Raw genomic sequence first — 14,830 nt, 5'->3', positions numbered from 1 at the left:
TGGCCCGGGGGTAGATCGGTTTGCGGGGAATGATACGGCTAGACGCCGCCGCGCGCCATCTCGTTGAGGCGCGCGATGCGCTCTTCGGTGCGCGGGTGGGTGCGGAACAGCGAGTCCACCCCGCCGCCGGACAGCGGGTTGATGATCATCATCTGCGCGGTTTCCGGATGGGCTTCGGCGGCGTACATCGGCAGCCCCTGCGCGTAGTACTCGATCTTGCGCAGCGCCGAGGCGAGCGCCAGCGGGTCGCCGGAGATCTCGGCGCCGCCGCGGTCGGCCTCGAATTCGCGCGCGCGCGAGATCGCCATCTGGATCAGGCTGGCCGCCAGGGGCGCCAGGATCGCCACCAGGATGCCGGCGATCGGGTTGACCGCCCGGCCCTCTTCGTCGCGCCCGCCGAAGAACATGGCGAAGTTGGCGAGCGCCGAGATGGCGCCGGCCATGGTGGCCGAGATGGTGGAGATCAGCGTGTCGCGGTGCCGCACGTGCGCCAGCTCGTGCGCCATCACGCCACGCAGTTCGCGGTAGTCCAGCAGGCGCATGATGCCGGTGGTGGCCGCCACCGCGGCGTGCTCGGGGTCGCGCCCGGTGGCGAAGGCGTTGGGCTGGTCCTCGTGGATCACGTAGACGCGCGGCATCGGCAGTCCGGCGCGGCCGGCGAGCTCGGCCACCATGCCGTACAGCTCGGGGGCGCTGCGGGCATCGACTTCCTGCGCGTTGTACATGCGCAACACCATCTTGTCCGAGTTCCAGTAGGCGAAGACGTTCATCGCGCCGCCGAACAGCAGCGCCAGCAGCATGCCGCTCTTGCCGCCGATCATGGCCCCGATGACGCCGAACAGCGCCACGATGGCGGCCATCAGCAACGTCGTCTTGAACCAGTTGAATGTCATGGCCGCAGCCTCCTAGAGTTATCCACCACCATAGATATGGTTCACCAGCTTGGAATATCAAGCCCCCAGCCGGGTTCCCGCCAATTCAGGACGGCCGGCAACGAAATCGCGCGCCGCCAGGCGCTTGCCGCCCGCCGCCTGCAGCTGGGTGAGCCGCACCACGCCGCCGCCGGCCGCCACGCGCACGCCGCCGGCATCGGCCGACAGCACCGTGCCGGGCTCGCCATCACCCTCCTCGGCCTCGGCCAGCCACAGCTTGAGCGGCTCGCCGTCGAGGCGGGTGAAGGCGCCGGGCACCGGGTTGTAGGCGCGGATGGCGCGGGCAATCTCGCCCGCCGGCCGGCTCCAGTCGATCTCGGCCTCGGCTTTGCTGAGCTTCTGGGCGTAGGTCACGCCCTGTTCCGGCTGCGCCACCGGGCTGATGCTATCGAGCCGCGCCAGGGTGCCGACGATGGCGCGGGCGCCGGCCTCGGCCAGCTTGTCGTGCAGCGTGGCGGCGGTTTCGTCCGCGGCGATCGGCAGCGGATGCACCGACAGCATGGCGCCGGTGTCGAGGCCGACGTCCATCTGCATGATGGTGATGCCGGTCTCCTTGTCACCCGCCAGCAGCGCGCGCTGGATCGGCGCCGCGCCGCGCCAGCGCGGCAGCAGCGAGGCGTGGATGTTGAGGCAGCCTTTCGCCGGCAGGTCGAGCACCGCCTGCGGCAGCAGCAGGCCGTAGGCGGCCACCACCATCACCTCGGCGCCGACCTCGGCGATCAGCGCCTGCGCTTCCGGCGTCTTCAGCGTCAGCGGCTGCTCGACGCGCAGGCCGTGCTGCAGCGCCAGCGCCTTCACCGAGCTGGGCTTGAGTTTCATGCCGCGCCCGGCGGGGCGGTCGGGCTGGGTCAGCACCAGCGGGATGTCGTGCCCGGCGTCAAGCAGCGCCTGCAAGGCGGCTGCGGCAAACTCCGGGGTGCCGGCAAAAATCAGTTTCATGGCATTCCTGCAAAAACGAGGGGACACGGCGTGCGTGTCCCCGGGGTTCGGCCGATGTGGCGCGGGCTTACAGCGTGTGCTTCTCGCGCTTCTTCAGCTTGGCCTTGATGCGGCTCTGCTTGAGCTGGGACAGGTATTCGACGAACACCTTGCCGTTCAGATGGTCGATCTCGTGCTGGATGCAGATCGCCAACAGGCCGTCGGTCTCGATCTCGAACGGCTCGCCGTTGCGGTCCAGCGCGCGCACCCGCACCCACTCGGAGCGGTGCACCTTGTCGTAGATGCCGGGCACCGACAGGCAGCCTTCCTCGTACACGGTGTCGCCGCGGCGCTCGAGGATTTCCGGATTGACGAAGGCGGTCACGCCGGACTTGTCTTCGCTGATGTCGATCACCAGTACGCGTTCATGCACGTTGACCTGAGTGGCCGCCAGGCCGATGCCGTTGCATTCGTACATGGTCTCGGCCATGTCGTCGATCAGTTGGCGGATGCGCTCGTCCACCGCGCCGACCGGCTTGGCAACCTTGTGCAGGCGCTCGTCCGGGTAATGCAGAATAGTTAACAGCGCCATCTAATTGCGTCACTCCACATTGTAGTTTTGCCGTCAGCATGTCGATAATAGACCTGTCTGACATAAGGTTCATTTCACGGGCACCGGGTAATGGCGCGCCCGTCCATCGATATTGGGGCATTTTCCATGCGCAAAAGCATTATATCGCTAGTCTTGGCGCTAGGCCTTACGGCGCCGGCCTTTTCCGACACGCTGACGCTGCGCCCCGACGCCCCGGCACGCTACGTGGTGGTCAAGGGCGACACGCTGTGGGACATTTCCGGCCGCTACCTGAAAAAGCCGTGGAACTGGCCGCGCCTGTGGCAGATGAACCGCGACGAGGTGAAGAATCCCCACCTGATCTATCCCGGCGACGTGCTGGTGCTGACCTGGGTCAACGGCCAGCCGCGCCTCAGCCTCGAACGCGGCCGGCGCGAGGTCAAGCTGTCGCCGCGCGTGCGCCTCGAGGACCAAGACCGCGGCCTGCCCAGCATCCCGGCCAAGGCCATCGAGCCCTTCCTGTCGCGCCCGCTGGTGGTCGACCTCGACAGCTTCGCGCGCGCGCCGCGCCTAGTCGCCGGCAGCGACGAACACGTGGCGATGAGCAGCGGCGACCGCGCCTACGCCATGGGACTGGACGACGGCGGCAGCTGGCAGTCCTATCGCCCCAACAAGCCGCTGCGCGACCCGGATAGCGGCGAGACGCTGGGCTACGAGGTGACCTACGGCGGCGATTTGTCGGTCGAGAAAATGGGCGACGGCGTGCAGTCGCTGCGGGTGCGCAAGGTGGCCGAGGAAATCCTGGTCGGCGACCGCCTGGTCAAGGCGCCGCGCGACTATTTCGTCAACTACGTGCCGCATCCGCCCGAAACCACGGTGCAGGGCAAGATCATCTCGACCCTGAACGGCGTGGCCGGCGCCGCCCAGTACTACAACGTGGCGATCAACCTGGGGCAGCGCGACGGCATGGAGAACGGCCACGTGCTCGACATCCTCAAGAACGGCAGCCTGGTCAAGGTCACCACGCCGGCCGACAAGCAGCAGGCCGTGCTGCTGCCGACCGAGAAGGCCGGCACGCTGTTCGTCTACCGCGTGTTCGACCGCGTGGCGTACGGCCTGGTGATGGAGAGCGCGGTGCCGATCGGCGTGGGCGACGTGGTGCGCACGCCGGGCGAGGAATGAGCGCCGAGCGCGCCGACTGGGCGCTGTTGGCTCTGACGCCGGGCATCGGGCCGGTCGGCGTGCTGCGCCTGATCGAGACCTTCGGCAGTGCCGCCGCGGCGGCCTCGGCCAATCTGTCGCAGCTGCAGTGCTGCCTCGGCGACGACGCGGCGCGCGCGCTGGCCGGCCGCGTGGCGGCGGCCGACGTGGAAGCGGCGCTGGCCTGGGCCGAGGCGCCCGGCTGTTTCCTGCTGACGCTGGCCGATCACGACTACCCCACCCCGCTGGCCGAGGCCGGTCACGCCCCGCCGCTGTTGTTCGGCCGAGGCCGGCGCGAGCTCTTGACGCGGCCGATGCTGGCCATGGTCGGCGGCCGCCAGGCCACGCCGCAGGGGCGGCAGATCGCCGAAGAGTTCGCGCGCGGCCTGGCCGGCGCCGGCTACACCATCGTCAGCGGGCTGGCCAGCGGCATCGACGGCGCCGCCCACCGTGGCGCGCTGGGCACGGAGGCCTCGACCATCGCCGTGATCGGCACCGGCATCGACCGCGTCTACCCGGCCAGCCACCGCCAGCTGGCCCACCAGCTGGCCGAGGGCGGCCTGATCCTGTCGGAATTCCCGCTCGGCATGGCCCCGCTGGCGCACAACTTCCCGCGCCGCAACCGCATCATCGCCGGCTTGAGCCGCGGCTGCCTGGTGGTGGAGGCCAACGTCAACTCCGGCTCGCTGATCACCGCCCGCCTCGCCGCCGAGGCCGGGCGCGAGGTGCTGGCCATCCCCGGCTCGATCCACAATCCGCAGGCGCGCGGCTGCCACCGCCTGATCAAGGACGGTGCCAGGCTGGTGGAGACGGTGGACGACGTGCTGGACGAAGTCGGCCGCCCTGCCCCTTTCATTCCACCGACAGCGCCTGCCGAAACGGCGGACGACACCTCGGCGACAGGGCAGGACGACCCGCCGCTGCTCGCGCAGCTGGGCTACGACACGGTCGACGTGGACAGTCTGGCGGCCCGGCTCGAGTTGACGGCGGGGGAGGTTTACGCGATGCTTCTCGAGCTGGAACTGGAAGGCCGGGTGGCAAGCCTGCCGGGTGGCCGTTTCCAGCGTCTGTCCTGAAGCCGTACAGACCCCGCCAGCCCCTATTAAAGTCTCTGCACCATGTTTGACGTTCTTGCTTATCTGTTTGAAGAATACCAGGACCCCGAAGCCTGCAACGACCGCGAAGGCGTGATGCGCACGCTCGCCGCCGCCGGCTTCGAGGATGCCGACATCAACGACGCCCTCGACTGGCTGGACATCCTCTGCAACATCAACGAGGGCGCCTTCGCCGCGATGGACGAGTCGTACGGCCTGCGCGTCTACAGCGACAGCGAACAGAAGCGCCTGCCGACCGAGGTGCGCGGTCTGCTGCAGTTCCTGGAGCACCACGGCGCGCTCTCCCCGGCGCAGCGCGAAATGGTGATCGACCGCCTGCTGGCGATGCCCGACGACGAAGTCAACGTCGCCTCGGCCAAGCTGGTCACGCTGATGGTGCTGTGGGTGCAGAAGGCCGAGCTGCCGATTCTGCTCGGCGAAGAGCTGCTCGACGTGGTGAACGGCGAGCCGACCATGCAGTGAGCTTGTCACGGCGTTGCGACAGGCTTACCATCGCGCCCTTTCCGACGCCTTAGCCGTACGGTCAGACAAGAGCGCCGCCTTGCGCTCTTGTTTTATTTGATGGATACACAAGATGTCAGCCCGGGACTGCCGGGTTCACGATTGAACAGAACATGCCCTCGAGCCTATTGATCGTTGAGTCGCCGTCCAAGGCCAAAACGCTGAAAAAATACCTGGGTCAGGACTTCGAAGTCCTCGCCTCCTACGGCCACGTCCGCGACCTGGTGCCGAAAAGCGGCGCGGTCGACCCGGACAAGAACTTCGCGATGAAGTACCAGCTGATCCCGCGCAACGCCAAGCACGTCGACGCCATCACCCAGGCGGTGGCCGCCGCCGAGCACATCTACCTGGCGACTGACCCGGACCGCGAAGGCGAGGCCATCTCCTGGCACCTGGTGCAGATCCTCAACAACAAGAAGCTGTTGAAGGGCAAGAACGCACAGCGCGTGGTGTTCCACGAGATCACCAAGAACGCGGTGCTCGACGCCATCGCCAACCCGCGCGACATCTCGCAGGAGCTGGTCGACGCCCAGCAGGCGCGCCGCGCCCTCGACTACCTGGTCGGCTTCAACCTGTCGCCGATGCTGTGGAAGAAGATCCGCCGCGGGCTGTCCGCCGGCCGCGTGCAAAGCCCGGCGCTGCGCCTGATCTGCGAGCGCGAGAACGAGATCCGCGCCTTCACCGAACAGGAATACTGGTCGATCCACCTCGACAGCCACAAGGGCCGGCAGAAGTTCGGCGCCAAGCTGTTCGAGCTCTCCGGCAAGAAGCTGGAGCAGTTCGACATCCCGAGCGAGGCGGTGCAGGCCGACACGCTGGCCAGGCTGACGGGACACCCCGCCACCGTCACCGCCATCGACAAGAAGAAGAAGACCCGCAACCCGGCCGCACCCTTCACCACCTCGACGCTGCAGCAGGAGGCGGTGCGCAAGCTCGGCATGACCACCGACCGCACCATGCGCACGGCGCAGCAGCTGTACGAGGGCGTCGACATCGGCCAGGGCACGGTCGGCCTGATCACCTACATGCGTACCGACGCGGTGGTGCTGTCCAACGAGGCGCTGACCGAGATCCGCGGCTACATCGAGCAGCAGTTCGAACCGGCCTTCCTGCCCAAGACGCCGGTGACCTTCAAGAACAAGTCGAAGAACGCCCAGGAGGCGCACGAGGCGATCCGCCCGACTTCGATCGAACGCACTCCGGCGGCGATGAAGCCGTTCCTGACCACCGACCAGTTCAAGCTCTACGAGATGATCTGGAAGCGCACGCTGGCCTGCCAGATGGCGCCGGCCAAGTTCGACACCACCAGCGTCGACATCGCCGTCGGTGAAGGCGTGTTCCGCGCCTCCGGCCAGGTGCAGACCTTCGCCGGCTTCCTCGCGGTGTACGAGGAGGACGTCGACGACGCCGAGGACGAGGACAACGCCAAGCTGCCGGCGCTGGAAGTGGGCGACGTGCTGCCGGTCGACAAGCTCTACGGCGAGCAGCACTTCACCCAGCCGCCGCCGCGCTTCTCCGAGGCGAGCCTGGTCAAGGCGCTGGAGGAGTTCGGCATCGGCCGCCCGTCCACCTACGCCAGCATCATCTCGACGCTGAAGGACCGCGAGTACGTGGTGCTGGACAAGAAGCGCTTCCTGCCCACCGACACCGGCGAGATCGTCAACAAGTTCCTCACCGAGCACTTCAGCCAGTACGTCGACTACAACTTCACCGCCAAGCTGGAAGACCAGCTCGACGAGATCGCCAACGGCCGCCGCGAGTGGGTGCCGGTGATGGAGACGTTCTGGAAGGGCCTGGCCAAGCAGCTAAGCGAGAAGGAAAGCCTGTCGCGCGCCGAGGTCACCACCGAGAGCCTGGACGAGGCCTGCCCGAAGTGCAGCAAGCCGCTGCAGATCAAGTTCGGCAAGCGCGGCCGCTTCATCGCCTGCACCGGCTACCCCGACTGCGACTATACCCGCGACATCGGCGAGACCGCCGAGAGCGCGGCGGCGGCGGCCGAAGAGCCGACGGTGATCGAGGGGCGCAACTGCCCGGAGTGCGGCGGCGCGCTGCACATCAAGAAGGGTCGCTACGGCAAGTTCATCGGCTGCGCCAACTACCCCAAGTGCAAGCACATCGAGCCCCTGGAGAAACCGCGCGACACCGGCGTGACCTGCCCGGAGTGCAAGACCGGCAGCCTGATCGAGCGCAAGAGCCGCTACGGCAAGCTGTTCTACAGCTGCAATACCTACCCCAAGTGCAAGTACGCCACCTGGAACCCGCCGGTCGCCGAACCCTGCCCCAAGTGCCACTGGCCGATCCTGACCATCAAGACCACCAAGCGGCGCGGCACCGAGAAGGTCTGCCCGCAGAAGGAGTGCGGCTACAGCGAGGTGATCGCCCCGCCGGAAGGCAAGGAAGCCTGATCCCTGCCCTTTGCCCTTTTGAACGCCACCGCCTGCCGGTGGCGTTTTCATTTGATGGCGGCGGTGCGATTCCGCCCGGCCGTCATGGAACGTCGCCGGCTTTTATTCAGCATCTTCCGGAGCAGTGCTTATACTTCAGCCAAGGGCGAAGTCTGCCCGAATTGACCGCCGGATTCGTTCCGGCGAGTACGGTACCTGCGACGGACCGGAATGCCCTGCGGGGCAAAACGCCGCCTTCCCTGGCGGCGTTTTCATTGGACCGGCGCACGCCAGCCCAAAAAAAGCATGCGAAACGAAAACACGAAGCCAACAAGCCAGGGAAAAGCCTCTATCGCCTCGGCAGACAGCCGGCACAGACAGGGAACAGCCACGGCCGTGCCGCGTCGTAGAGCGGGTACGCTTCGTTACCTGGGCCAATCGGGACAAGGGGACCGACCATGAAAGCCGACAGCCGTTTCTACTTCACCGGCAGTATCGTGCTGACCTTGATGGCCTTCGCCTCCGCCACCTGGCCGCTGCTGGCCATCGCCTTGCTGGCGACGTTTTGCGGCATGATGGTGGCCGATCGCGAGCAGCTGGCGGCACTGGACAGCCGGGCGCTGGCGATGTTCCTGGTGCAGCACGAGCGCCCGCTGCTGCCGCTCGATGCCTTCCGCGGCCGTGAGTTGCTGTTCTACCACGGCGGCCAGCCGGTGTACCGCTACCTGATCGGCCGCGATACACGCTGGCAGTTGGTCGGGCCGCAGGACGAGGTCAAGGAAGGTCCGGGCATGATCCGGGTGTGGCCGGGGTATCTCTATCGCCGCCTCGACGATTGAGGGCCTCTCAACCGAACAATATTAGCCCCCACACCACGGCCAGGTTGACGAGACCGATCAGCTGCGCCGCGCTGCCCATATCCTTGGCACGCTTGGCCAGCGGGTGGTGTTCCAGCGAGGTGTGGTCGACCGCCGCCTCGACGGCGGAATTGAGCAGTTCGATGATCAGCGTGGCGAGCGAGCTTGCCACCAGCAGCGCGCGCTCCAGTGCCGAGGCCTCGATGACGAAGGCCAGCGGGATGAGGATGGCGGCCAGCAGCAGCAGCATGCGGAACGCATCCTCGTGGCGGAAGGCGGCCTTGAGGCCGTCCAGCGAGTACCCGAAGGCGTTGATCAGCCGGGTGATCCCGGTCTTGCCCTTGAACGGGCTTTCCTGCAGCTTCATGCGGCTCCCAGAAGGTGGATGCGTGGCGGTTCGCCCAGCCAGTGCAGGCGCGCCTGCATCGAGCGCGACAGCCAGACTTCGCCGTGACCGTCGACCAGCAGCACGTCGCGGATGCCGAACCGGCTGGCATAGTAAGAAGCGCGTGCGGTGTCGGCAAGATAAATCGGCTTGGTGGCGACGTCGGAGCGCAAGCCGGCGTCGGCGGCTGGCGCCACCACCACGGTGGCGGCCTGGGCGCGGCAGTCGCTGCTGCCGTCGCGCGGGTCGATCAGGTGGCAGTGGCGCTGGCCATCCAATTCAAAATAGCGCTGGTAGTCGCCGGACGTCCCCACCGCCTCGCCGTCGGCCAGTTCCACCACCGCCATCGCCTCGCTACGGCGCGGGTGCTGGATGCCGACCTTCCACGCCGTCCCATCGGACTTCTGGCCCAGCGCGATGACGTTGCCGCCGATATTGACGAGCGCGGCGCGGATGCCGGCGGCCTTGAGCTGGCTACGCACCCGGTCGAGCGCCCAGCCCTTGGCGATGCCGCCCAGGTCGAGCTGCACCGCGCGGTTGTGGCTGGCGAGGCGGCCGTCGGCGAGCGTGAGGTCGGCCAGGCGCGGCCGGGCCTCGACCAGCTGCCGGAGCGCGGCGGGATCCGGCGTCACCGGGGCGAAGCTGTCGGCATGGAAGCCCCACAGCGCCACCAGCCCACCCAGCGCCGGCGAGAACAGGCCGTCGGACAGCGCTTCGGCGCGTTGCGCCGAGCGCAGCAGCTCGGCCAGATCGGGTGCAAGTGGCGCCGGCTCGCCCTGCGCCAGCGCACGGTTGATGCGCACCAGTTCGCCGTCGCCCTTCCAGGCGTGCAGCCGCTCGTGCAGACGGTCGAGTTCGGCGAGCGCCTGCGCCACGGCGGCCTGTGCCTTGGCCTCGGGCTCGCCCAGCACGGTGACCTCGACGCGCGTGCCGAACACGTAGCTCTCCTGGCGGAACGGTTCAGGCTCGCGGCTGCACGCCGCGAGCCCGAGGATCAGGCACCAGGCCAGGCAGAGTTGCCGCAGCGACGGGATCAGTGCGCGCACCGCCGCTCCAGCGCGTCCAGGTACAGCCCGGCGACGTTGATGCCGGTCTGGTCCATGATCTCGCGGAAGCAGGTGGGGCTGGTGACGTTGACTTCGGTGAGGTAGTCGCCGATGACGTCGAGGCCGGCGAACAGGATGCCGCGCCGCTTCAGCTCCGGCCCCACCACCGCCACGATCTCGCGGTCGCGCGCGGTCAGCTCGCGCGCTTCGCCGCGACCGCCGGCGGCCAGGTTGCCGCGCGTCTCGCCGGCCATCGGAATGCGCGCCAGACAATAGTCCACCGGTTCGCCGTCGATCACCAGGATGCGCTTGTCGCCGTCGCGGATTTCCGGGATGAAGCGCTGCGCCATCACGGTGCGGGTCTCGTGCTGGGTGATGGTTTCCAGGATCACCGACAGGTTGGGGTCGTCTGGGGTGACGCGGAAGATGCTGTCGCCACCCATGCTGTCGAGCGGCTTCAGGATGACATCCTGGTGCTGGCGCACGAAGGCGCGCAGGCGTGCCGACTCACCGGAGATCAACGTCGGGGCTATGCAGTCGGGGAAGTGCAGGATGGCGAGCTTTTCGTTGTAGTCGCGCAGCGCCTGGCCGCTGCTGAACACCTTGACACCCTGCGCCTCGGCCAGCGTGAACAGCTGCGAGGCGTACAGGTATTCCATGTCGAACGGCGGGTCCTTGCGCATGATCACCGCGCTGAAGGCGGTGAGCGGCTGGCGCTGCACGTCGGCGAGGCGGTACCAGTCGTCCTTGTCCCCGGTCAGCGTCAGGCCGCGCGCGTCGACCAGCAGCCGGCCGCCCTCCACCGATAGCTGGCGCGCTTCGGCCACCGCCAGCGCGTGACCGCGCCGCGCCGCCTCCTCCATCATGGCGAAGGTGGTGTCCTTGTAGATCTTGAAGTGGTCCAGCGGGTCGGCGATGAACAGGATTTTCATAGGCAGGATCCAGTACGCTCAGGCGTTGTCGGGGTCGGTGGCTTCCAGTTCCAGCGAGGCCGCCAAGAGCGCCAGGCGGGAGATCACGCCGTAGGAATAGAAACGGTTGGGCGGGCAGTCGGGGTTGCCGTTCTTGTCCGGCAGGCAGGCCGACTCGAACGACAGCGGCACGAAGTGCATGCCCGGCGCATTGAGGTTCTCGTCGACGCCGCGCCCCGTGTGCACGCGGTAGAAGCCGCCGATGACGAAGCGGTCCATCATGTACACCACCGGCTCGGCCACCGCGGCGTTGACCGTTTCGAAGGTGTACACGCCTTCCTGCACGATCACCTCGGAGACTTCCAGCCCTTCCTTGACCACCGCCATCTTGTTGCGCGCCTTGCGGTTGAGGCCGATCACCTCGTCCGGCGACTTCACGCTCATCACGCCCATGCCGTAGGTGCCGGCGTCGGCCTTGACGATCACGAAGGGGTCGTGGGTGATGCCGTACTCGCGGTACTTGAGGCGGATCTTATCGAGCAGGCCGGACACGCTGTCGGCCAGCGCCTCCTCGCCCTGGCGCGACTGGAAGTCCAGTCCCTTGGTGGCACCGAAGTAGGGGTTGATCAGCCACGGGTCGATCGAGATCAGCTGGGCGAACTCGGCCGCCACCTGGTCGTAGGCCTTGAAATGGTGGGTCTTGCGCCGCACCGCCCAGCCGGCGTGCAGCGGCGGCAGCAGCGTCTGCTCCAGGTTCTTCAGCACATCCGGCACGCCGGCCGACAGGTCGTTGTTGAGCAGCACCACGCAGGGGCTGAAGCCGTCGGCCAGCACCAGGCGGTTGCCGCGCCGTTCGATCGGCTCCAGCAGCACCGGAGCGCCGTTGGCGGCGACGAGCTCGGTGGGGGCGGTGATCTCCGGATTGAGCGAGCCCAGCCGCACCTTGAGGCCGGCCTGCTCGAAGATGTGCACCAGTGCCGCCACGTTCTGCAGGTAGAAGGTGTTGCGGGTGTGGTTTTCCGGGATCAGCAGGATGTTCTTGGCCTGCGGACAGACCTTTTCCACCGCGCTGGTGGCGGCCTGCACCGCCAGCGGGGTGAATTCCGGATTGAGGTTGTTGAAGCCGCCGGGGAACAGGTTCATGTCCACCGGGGCCAGCTTGAAGCCGCTGTTGCGCAGGTCGACCGAGCCGTAGAACGGCACTTTGTGGGCGTGCCACTGGCTGCGGAACCAGTGTTCGATATGCGGCTGGGCGGAGAGGATACGGCTTTCCAGCTCGAGCAGCGGCCCCTTCAGGGCGGTGGACAGGTAAGGAACGGTCATGTCTTCCCCTTTGGGATGATCTTTGGTTCGAATTCCACAATGGTGGGGATGACGGGCGGCTTATTCAACCCTGGGCGGCGGGCCCTAATCCGGCCATGCTTCGTTATAGGCCGCCCGGTAACGCTCCTTCAGCAAGGCCCAATCGAAGAAGTGGTTCTGCGCGCCGAGGCTGGCGACCTTGATGGCGCCCAGCAGGTTGGCGAGCCGGCCGGTGAGCTCCCAATCCAGGCCGTGCTTGATGCCGTACAGCAGGCCGGCGCGGTAGGCGTCGCCGCAGCCGGAAGGGTCGACCGGCGGCTGTTCCGGTTCGGCGCGCGGAATCCGGTGCACGGTGTCGCCGGCGTGGATTTCCGAGCCCTGGGCGCCACGCGTGACTATCAGCGCCCGCACCTGGCGGCGGATGTCGTCCAATGTGAGACCGGCGCGCTCGCGCATCAGTTCGGCCTCGTAATCGTTGAGCGTGACGTAGCTCGCCATTTCCACCAGCGCGCGCAGCTCCTCGCGCGAGAACAGCGGCAGTTCCTGGCCGGGATCGAACACGAAGGGGATGCCGGCCTCGGCCAGTTCACGGCAATGCTGCAGGCAGCCATGGTAGCCGGAGGGGGCGACGATGGCGATTTCCACGGGGGTATCGACGTCGCTCAGATGATTGACGGTGGCGTGGTCCATCGAACCGGGGTGGAAGGCCATCAGCTGGTTGCCGTCGCAATCGCTGATGATGAAGCATTGCGCGGTATACTGGCCGGGAATGACACGGATATGGCGGTCGTCCACGCCGAGGCGCGTCAGGTGTGCGCGATAGGGGGCGAAGTCCTCGCCCACCGCGCCCATCACCAGCGGCCGCTCGCCCAGCATGGCGAGGTTGTAGGCGATGTTGCCGGAGCAGCCGCCGAACTCGCGGCGCATCGACGGCACGCGAAAGGTGGTGGAAATCTTGTGCAGATGGTCCGGCAGGATATGCCGGTCGAAGCGGTCTTCGAACGACAGCAGGGTATCGTAGGCAAGCGATCCGCAAACGAGTATGGACATGCCGGTTCCACCATGAAATCAATCGTTCAGTCTAGCAGATACGCGGCCCCTTCCGCACACCGAACCCTGGCCGCCGTGCACGCTCCAAGCCGTTTCCACCCTATTTGTCAGGATGCCCCATGACCTCTACCCTGCTTAGCCTCGGCCGCACCGTGCTGCTGCTGTGCGCCACCCTGCTGACGATGCAGCCCGCCGCCGCCAACCCGGCGCTGGAACGCGCGCGCTTTACCGACCTTGCCGGCAAAAGCGCCGCGCTCAGCCAATACAAGGGCAAGGTCACGGTGGTGAACTTCTGGGCCACCTGGTGCGTGCCGTGCCGCCAGGAGATGCCGATGCTCAACGCGGTGCGCGAGCGGCTGGCGCAACGCGGCGTCGAGGTGGTGGGCGTGGCGCTCGACGACAGGGTCTCGGTCGGCAATTACCTGCGCACCACCAGGGTGAGCTACCCCATCGTGCTGGGCGACAGCAGCACGCTCGACCTGATGCGCGCCATCGGCAATCCGGCCGGCGGCTTGCCCTACACCGTGGTGCTGGACCGCTCCGGCAAGCAGGTCGCCAAGCTGGTCGGCCTCTTGTCGGAGAAGACCCTGCTGCAGGCGGTGGAACCCCACCTCTGAGCTATGCGCTCACCCGCTGCGCCAGCCGTAGCGCCGCGATGCGGCCGATCTCGGCGAGGCACTGGGCGAACTCCTGCTCGGGCGTGGCGCCGAGCCGCTGCTCGAGGCGGGCCAGGATCTCGTCCCGGCCGAGCCCGGCCACCGCCACGATGAAGGGATGGCCGAAGCGCTTGCGGTAGCGCGCATTGAGCTCGGCCAGCCGGCGCGTGTCGGCGTTGTCCTGGCGCAGCCCGGCGGCCTGTTGTTCGCCGCCCGACGCCGGCGTCAGCGGGCCGCGCGTGCCGAGTTCGGGGTGGGCGCGGATCAGTGCCAGTTGCTCGTCGCGGCTGGCCGCGAGCATGGCGTCGTTCAGCGCTTGCCACAGCGCTGTGCGCGTGGCGAACGGGCGTTGCATCCAGGCGCGCTCGGCCACCCACGGCGAGTGTTCGAATACGCCGTCGAGCGCGGCGACGAAGGCGTCCTGCTCCAAGGCCGACAGGGCGGCCGGTGTCAGGAGCGGGGTTTCGAGGCTGTCCATGGCATCCCTCCCCTCTCGCGGAAGCGCGGCGAATCATCACGACATGTTTATAACCATAGTAGGGCGTATTCACCGTAGTTTTATCGGACAAGACGACTGTGGGCACGCTCTGGAAACCGGCACCCCCGCCGCCTTCCCGCCAGCATCTCCCGACAGAAAGGCCACGCCATGGGCCGCCTCACCACCCACGTGCTCGATACCGCGCTCGGCCGCCCGGCCGCCGGGCTGGTCGTCAGCCTGTACCGCATCGACGGTCTGCAGCCGCGCCGGCTGCTGGTCACCCGTACCAACGCCGACGGCCGCTGCGACGCGCCACTCTTGGAGGGCGGGGCGCTGCTGCCGGGGGTGTATGAGCTGCACTTCGCCGCTGGCGACTACCTGCGCGCCCAGGGCTACGTGCTGGACGAGCCGCCCTTCCTCGACGTGGTGCCGATCCGTTTCGGCGTCAGCGATGCGGCGGCGCACTACCACGTGCCGCTGCTGTTGTCGCCCTACGGCTACAGCAGCTACCGCGGGAGCTGAGC

16 protein-coding genes are annotated in these 14,830 nt (G+C 67.4%); 7 read left to right on the top strand and 9 right to left on the bottom strand.

Going from position 1 to position 14,830, the window contains the following annotated elements:
• Window positions 1–38 precede the first annotated feature (38 nt).
• The 3 genes from htpX to def all read right to left on the bottom strand — a co-directional run bounded on the left by htpX (window position 39) and on the right by def (window position 2,442).
• Window positions 39–893, bottom strand: a complete 855-nt coding sequence (htpX, locus tag PSEMAI1_RS0101435) for a zinc metalloprotease HtpX (protein ID WP_024301158.1) — start codon at window positions 891–893, stop codon at window positions 39–41.
• Window positions 894–950: 57 nt separating this feature from the next.
• Window positions 951–1,871, bottom strand: coding sequence for a methionyl-tRNA formyltransferase (gene fmt / locus PSEMAI1_RS0101430; RefSeq protein ID WP_024301157.1), 921 nt, complete (start codon window positions 1,869–1,871; stop codon window positions 951–953).
• A 67-nt stretch (window positions 1,872–1,938) separates the two neighbouring features.
• Window positions 1,939–2,442: a peptide deformylase gene (gene def, locus PSEMAI1_RS0101425; protein WP_024301156.1), complete on the bottom strand. Its 504-nt coding sequence runs from the start codon at window positions 2,440–2,442 to the stop codon at window positions 1,939–1,941.
• A gap of 126 nt (window positions 2,443–2,568) precedes the next feature.
• On the opposite strand from def, the gene PSEMAI1_RS0101420 reads away from it, so the two are divergent.
• From PSEMAI1_RS0101420 to PSEMAI1_RS0101400, 5 genes are all read left to right on the top strand, one after another.
• Complete coding sequence (locus tag PSEMAI1_RS0101420) at window positions 2,569–3,603, top strand: LysM peptidoglycan-binding domain-containing protein (protein WP_024301155.1); 1,035 nt, start codon at window positions 2,569–2,571, stop codon at window positions 3,601–3,603.
• Window positions 3,600–4,697 carry a DNA-processing protein DprA gene (gene dprA / locus PSEMAI1_RS0101415; RefSeq protein WP_024301154.1) on the top strand — a complete coding sequence of 366 codons (1,098 nt, stop codon included), beginning with the start codon at window positions 3,600–3,602 and terminating at the stop codon, window positions 4,695–4,697. The genes PSEMAI1_RS0101420 and dprA overlap by 4 nt, the downstream gene beginning before the upstream one ends.
• 42 nt (window positions 4,698–4,739) lie before the next feature.
• A complete protein-coding gene (locus PSEMAI1_RS0101410; RefSeq protein ID WP_024301153.1) occupies window positions 4,740–5,198 on the top strand; it encodes a DUF494 family protein in 459 nt (152 codons plus the stop codon).
• A 152-nt stretch (window positions 5,199–5,350) separates the two neighbouring features.
• Window positions 5,351–7,642: a type I DNA topoisomerase gene (gene topA / locus PSEMAI1_RS0101405; RefSeq protein ID WP_024301152.1), complete on the top strand. Its 2,292-nt coding sequence runs from the start codon at window positions 5,351–5,353 to the stop codon at window positions 7,640–7,642.
• Between the two features lie 437 nt (window positions 7,643–8,079).
• Window positions 8,080–8,460, top strand: coding sequence for a hypothetical protein (locus tag PSEMAI1_RS0101400; RefSeq protein WP_024301151.1), 381 nt, complete (start codon window positions 8,080–8,082; stop codon window positions 8,458–8,460).
• Between the two features lie 7 nt (window positions 8,461–8,467).
• Here PSEMAI1_RS0101400 and PSEMAI1_RS0101395 read toward each other — a convergent pair whose 3' ends face one another.
• The 5 genes from PSEMAI1_RS0101395 to PSEMAI1_RS0101375 all read right to left on the bottom strand — a co-directional run bounded on the left by PSEMAI1_RS0101395 (window position 8,468) and on the right by PSEMAI1_RS0101375 (window position 13,172).
• Window positions 8,468–8,845, bottom strand: a complete 378-nt coding sequence (locus PSEMAI1_RS0101395) for a diacylglycerol kinase (protein ID WP_024301150.1) — start codon at window positions 8,843–8,845, stop codon at window positions 8,468–8,470.
• Complete coding sequence (locus tag PSEMAI1_RS0101390) at window positions 8,842–9,909, bottom strand: FAD:protein FMN transferase (protein ID WP_024301149.1); 1,068 nt, start codon at window positions 9,907–9,909, stop codon at window positions 8,842–8,844. The genes PSEMAI1_RS0101395 and PSEMAI1_RS0101390 overlap by 4 nt, the downstream gene beginning before the upstream one ends.
• Window positions 9,897–10,841 carry a glutathione synthase gene (gene gshB / locus PSEMAI1_RS0101385; RefSeq protein WP_024301148.1) on the bottom strand — a complete coding sequence of 315 codons (945 nt, stop codon included), beginning with the start codon at window positions 10,839–10,841 and terminating at the stop codon, window positions 9,897–9,899. The genes PSEMAI1_RS0101390 and gshB overlap by 13 nt, the downstream gene beginning before the upstream one ends.
• An 18-nt stretch (window positions 10,842–10,859) precedes the next feature.
• Window positions 10,860–12,143, bottom strand: a complete 1,284-nt coding sequence (gene gshA / locus PSEMAI1_RS0101380) for a glutamate--cysteine ligase (protein WP_024301147.1) — start codon at window positions 12,141–12,143, stop codon at window positions 10,860–10,862.
• A gap of 84 nt (window positions 12,144–12,227) precedes the next feature.
• Window positions 12,228–13,172 carry a carbohydrate kinase family protein gene (locus PSEMAI1_RS0101375; protein WP_024301146.1) on the bottom strand — a complete coding sequence of 315 codons (945 nt, stop codon included), beginning with the start codon at window positions 13,170–13,172 and terminating at the stop codon, window positions 12,228–12,230.
• A 119-nt stretch (window positions 13,173–13,291) separates the two neighbouring features.
• Here PSEMAI1_RS0101375 and PSEMAI1_RS0101370 point away from each other — a divergent pair, with 119 nt between their 5' ends.
• A complete protein-coding gene (locus PSEMAI1_RS0101370; RefSeq protein ID WP_024301145.1) occupies window positions 13,292–13,789 on the top strand; it encodes a TlpA disulfide reductase family protein in 498 nt (165 codons plus the stop codon).
• A 1-nt stretch (window position 13,790) separates the two neighbouring features.
• On the opposite strand, the gene uraD is transcribed toward PSEMAI1_RS0101370, so the two are convergent.
• The gene (gene uraD, locus PSEMAI1_RS0101365) at window positions 13,791–14,306 is read right to left on the bottom strand and encodes a 2-oxo-4-hydroxy-4-carboxy-5-ureidoimidazoline decarboxylase (protein ID WP_024301144.1); all 516 of its coding nucleotides are present in this window, start codon (window positions 14,304–14,306) and stop codon (window positions 13,791–13,793) included.
• 168 nt (window positions 14,307–14,474) lie between these two features.
• Between uraD and uraH the strand changes: the two genes are divergently transcribed.
• Entirely contained in the window at window positions 14,475–14,828 is a 354-nt protein-coding gene (gene uraH, locus PSEMAI1_RS0101360; RefSeq protein ID WP_024301143.1) for a hydroxyisourate hydrolase, read from the top strand.
• Window positions 14,829–14,830: the final 2 nt, after the last annotated feature.

This window comes from Pseudogulbenkiania sp. MAI-1 (genome assembly GCF_000527175.1).
Taxonomy (GTDB): Bacteria; Pseudomonadota; Gammaproteobacteria; order Burkholderiales; family Chromobacteriaceae; genus Pseudogulbenkiania.
The sequence above is the reverse complement of the archived record's forward strand: the minus strand, read 5'-3'. Positions and strand labels throughout refer to the sequence as shown.

Bases quoted from the DNA above. Each gene is read 5' to 3' on its own strand.
- htpX (WP_024301158.1), bottom strand. From the start codon at position 893: ATGACATTCAACTGGTTCAAGACGACGTTGCTGATGGCCGCCATCGTG.
- fmt (WP_024301157.1), bottom strand. From the start codon at position 1,871: ATGAAACTGATTTTTGCCGGCACCCCGGAGTTTGCCGCAGCCGCCTTG.
- def (WP_024301156.1), bottom strand. From the start codon at position 2,442: ATGGCGCTGTTAACTATTCTGCATTACCCGGACGAGCGCCTGCACAAG.
- PSEMAI1_RS0101420 (WP_024301155.1), top strand. From the start codon at position 2,569: ATGCGCAAAAGCATTATATCGCTAGTCTTGGCGCTAGGCCTTACGGCG.
- dprA (WP_024301154.1), top strand. From the start codon at position 3,600: ATGAGCGCCGAGCGCGCCGACTGGGCGCTGTTGGCTCTGACGCCGGGC.
- PSEMAI1_RS0101410 (WP_024301153.1), top strand. From the start codon at position 4,740: ATGTTTGACGTTCTTGCTTATCTGTTTGAAGAATACCAGGACCCCGAA.
- topA (WP_024301152.1), top strand. From the start codon at position 5,351: ATGCCCTCGAGCCTATTGATCGTTGAGTCGCCGTCCAAGGCCAAAACG.
- PSEMAI1_RS0101400 (WP_024301151.1), top strand. From the start codon at position 8,080: ATGAAAGCCGACAGCCGTTTCTACTTCACCGGCAGTATCGTGCTGACC.
- PSEMAI1_RS0101395 (WP_024301150.1), bottom strand. From the start codon at position 8,845: ATGAAGCTGCAGGAAAGCCCGTTCAAGGGCAAGACCGGGATCACCCGG.
- gshB (WP_024301148.1), bottom strand. From the start codon at position 10,841: ATGAAAATCCTGTTCATCGCCGACCCGCTGGACCACTTCAAGATCTAC.
- gshA (WP_024301147.1), bottom strand. From the start codon at position 12,143: ATGACCGTTCCTTACCTGTCCACCGCCCTGAAGGGGCCGCTGCTCGAG.
- PSEMAI1_RS0101375 (WP_024301146.1), bottom strand. From the start codon at position 13,172: ATGTCCATACTCGTTTGCGGATCGCTTGCCTACGATACCCTGCTGTCG.
- PSEMAI1_RS0101370 (WP_024301145.1), top strand. From the start codon at position 13,292: ATGACCTCTACCCTGCTTAGCCTCGGCCGCACCGTGCTGCTGCTGTGC.
- uraD (WP_024301144.1), bottom strand. From the start codon at position 14,306: ATGGACAGCCTCGAAACCCCGCTCCTGACACCGGCCGCCCTGTCGGCC.
- uraH (WP_024301143.1), top strand. From the start codon at position 14,475: ATGGGCCGCCTCACCACCCACGTGCTCGATACCGCGCTCGGCCGCCCG.